This is a genomic window from Stieleria sp. (assembly GCF_041595215.1).
Classification (GTDB): Bacteria; Planctomycetota; Planctomycetia; order Pirellulales; family Pirellulaceae; genus Stieleria; species Stieleria magnilauensis.
In genome coordinates this window covers 1-2,570 of the sequence record NZ_JBFHKV010001150.1, presented here as the reverse complement: position 1 = coordinate 2,570, position 2,570 = coordinate 1, and the positions used below count along the sequence as shown (strand labels likewise).

3 protein-coding genes are annotated in these 2,570 nt (G+C 61.2%); all 3 read right to left on the bottom strand.

Features of this window, described 5'->3' with window-relative positions; translation table 11 throughout:
- Positions 1–106: 106 nt before the first annotated feature.
- On the bottom strand, positions 107–829 hold the full coding sequence (locus ABX749_RS29080) for a sigma-70 family RNA polymerase sigma factor (protein WP_145216867.1): 723 nt from the start codon (positions 827–829) through the stop codon (positions 107–109).
- Positions 826–1,233, bottom strand: a complete 408-nt coding sequence (locus ABX749_RS29075; protein ID WP_372899123.1) for a hypothetical protein — start codon at positions 1,231–1,233, stop codon at positions 826–828. The genes ABX749_RS29080 and ABX749_RS29075 overlap by 4 nt, the downstream gene beginning before the upstream one ends.
- 10 nt (positions 1,234–1,243) lie before the next feature.
- Positions 1,244–2,570, bottom strand: a 1,327-nt coding sequence (locus ABX749_RS29070; protein ID WP_372899122.1) for a type VI secretion protein IcmF/TssM N-terminal domain-containing protein, incomplete at its 5' end; no start/stop codon positions are given.

Here is a 2,570-nt window from a genome sequence, read left to right as displayed (position 1 = left end):
GATTCGTCCGAAATCGGGGCCAGCAGTTGATCAAAATCAAGTGTCGTTTCAGATGCCATGATGAACTCTCGGTGCCCAGCGTAGTGGACGTCTCACGGGAATACGTTTAATCGTTGCCGCTGCGACGCAGGCTCTGGGCCATCTGGTCCAGACTCTTCGCATGTATTCGACTCGCCCAACTCTTGCTGATCCCAATGCGATCGGCCGCTTCGGTCAGCGAAAAACCTTCGAAATAGATGGCGATGATCAATCGTTTGGCATCATTGGGCAGGTCGTTGACCAATTTGCGTAGCGTTGTTTGCATTTCGCGGTTTGCAACGACCTTGCTGGGGATCTCGTGCTGATCGGCCGCTTGTGCCAAGACACTCGTTTCCGAATCGTCGTCACCGCTGGCCAGGTAGACGATCGCCAGCCGCTCGGCCATCTTACCCAACCAATCCGCATCCTCGTTGGAACTGGTGCCATCGCTAGCGGATTCCGACTTTGAGGATTCCGCGTGCAGGACATCCTCAGCCATGTCGCGAAACCGCATCCGCCGCAACCGCGCGCGACTGGTCCAGTTCATCTTCGAGACCCCGTCGTAGATCGCCCCGCGGACTCGGTAATAGGCGAACGTCGTGAAGCGGGCGCCGCATTCGGGGTCGTATTTCTGTGCCGCTTCGGCCAGCCCCAGTTGGCCGTAGGCGATCAGGTCGTCCAGATCCATCGGGATCGGCAGCGAACGGTGCACCCGCATCGCCAGCGAACGCACCAATCCCTGCGCTTCGTTGATCAGGTCGGCGGGTGATTCGCCGTCACCGGAGGACGCGTCGCTCGGATGGGCACTCACGGTTCCGCTCCTAATGAATTCCAAAATCGCTCGATCCGGCCGCGGCTGTAGTCATTGGTCCACAACGCCCGGCCGACTTCATCATACAGGTCGGCGGGCAGCTGCCGTGACCGCGGCCCCAGCCGATGTCGCAGAACCGCGGTGGCGATCGACACGAACAACGCCTCGTCACACGGGGCGTTCTCATGCCGAACCTTCTCAGCGCGAAGCACTTCCAACAACTGATCCGAATTCTCTTGATGCCGAATCAGCGTCTCCCCCAACACCTCTTGCAGCAAACGTTGGCTTTGGCTGGTAGCGGTGGCGTCGGTCGATCGCTCGCCATCCGGGGCGACACCCGATGCGTCGTCGGCCTCGCGATATTGCGTGTAAGTCTGGCGCGACGGGGAGGGCTGGGCAGGCATCGGACCACATTCACTCCGCGTTAAAGTACCAAATCAACAGCCCCACGATCGTCGCCACGAGGACGCCGTTGATCACCATCAGAATGCGAACCCCGGTCTGCATCCGATCTTCCTCGGCGAGCGCTTCGCTGCCCCATTCCAATTCCTCTTCTTCGTTGGTCGCCTTTTTGAACACGCTGGCCAGAAACGCTTGGCGGTCCGGCATCGCGCCGGTGGCGACGAAGTAACAACCGCTGAACAGCAGCGGTTCGCCGTCACTGAGATGCGGGCCGGCGGAGTTGATGGCGTAGGCCGATTTGATCAAGTGCGCCAAACGGGGTTGAAACGTCGACCGGATCCGGCACAGCAGCGAATACAGATGACGGTTGCCGGGTTTGCTCAGCCCGTCGCCTTCGCGAAACAGCAAGTACGACCAATCCTCAAACGCTCCGCAGGCATGTTTGACGACGGCATCCAGCTGCGGCGCTGTCGGCAGGTTCCACAATCCGTATCCCTTGCCGAATCGTTGCACCGAAGACCGTTCGGCGCCGACGCGTCGGACCAGTTCGCGGAACCCGGTTTCCATTTCCATCGAATCGACGACGTGGGTGACACTGCAGCGAATCCGCAACGACCCGCGCAGGCACGCCAAATCGGCTTTCAATGCGATCAAAATCTGGTTGACGATGTCTTGTGATCCGTCGGCCAGGAACCGGAACGGCGTCGAGACGATGACGCCATTGATCGGGCACAGTGGATCGCGCAAGCGGCGAAACAGCCGACACAGGTAAGCGAGCCGCGCCGTCGCCAGACTGGCATCGCTGGGCGTCAGGATCGCGCTGGCGATTCCACCGCCTTGCGGTTGCATCGGGTTTTTCACGCCGCCGGACAGGTCACCGACCATCATCGTGCCCCGCATGTCGGCGCCCTGGTTTTGGGGCGGCACGGGAATGTTCAGCCCGGCGATCGTGTTTCGAACATCGGCTGAGTAGGCCGAGGCGTTGCCGCCGGCGGGCGGCATCGGCGGACGCAGCGCCGCCGGATTCTGTCCCATCGTGCTGACGTCCATCGTCCGATCGGCCTGGAACGGCTGAGGGGCGCCGGGCATTTGTCCGGGAACGATCGTCGAGTCACGCGGCGAACCGAGCAATTTGCTTAGCTGACAACACTCGGTGCACACCACATAGATCGCCTGCTGGTTGGCGAACACATGGATCGGAGCCGGCCCCAGCGGCGCCCGCACGGGGAACTGTGTGTTGGAAGTCGCCATGAAGGAGTTGACCGATTCGACCGTCCCCGGTCCGGCGATCAAGAAGATCGGCGTCTCGGACGGATCAATCGATTGCTCCTCCATCGCG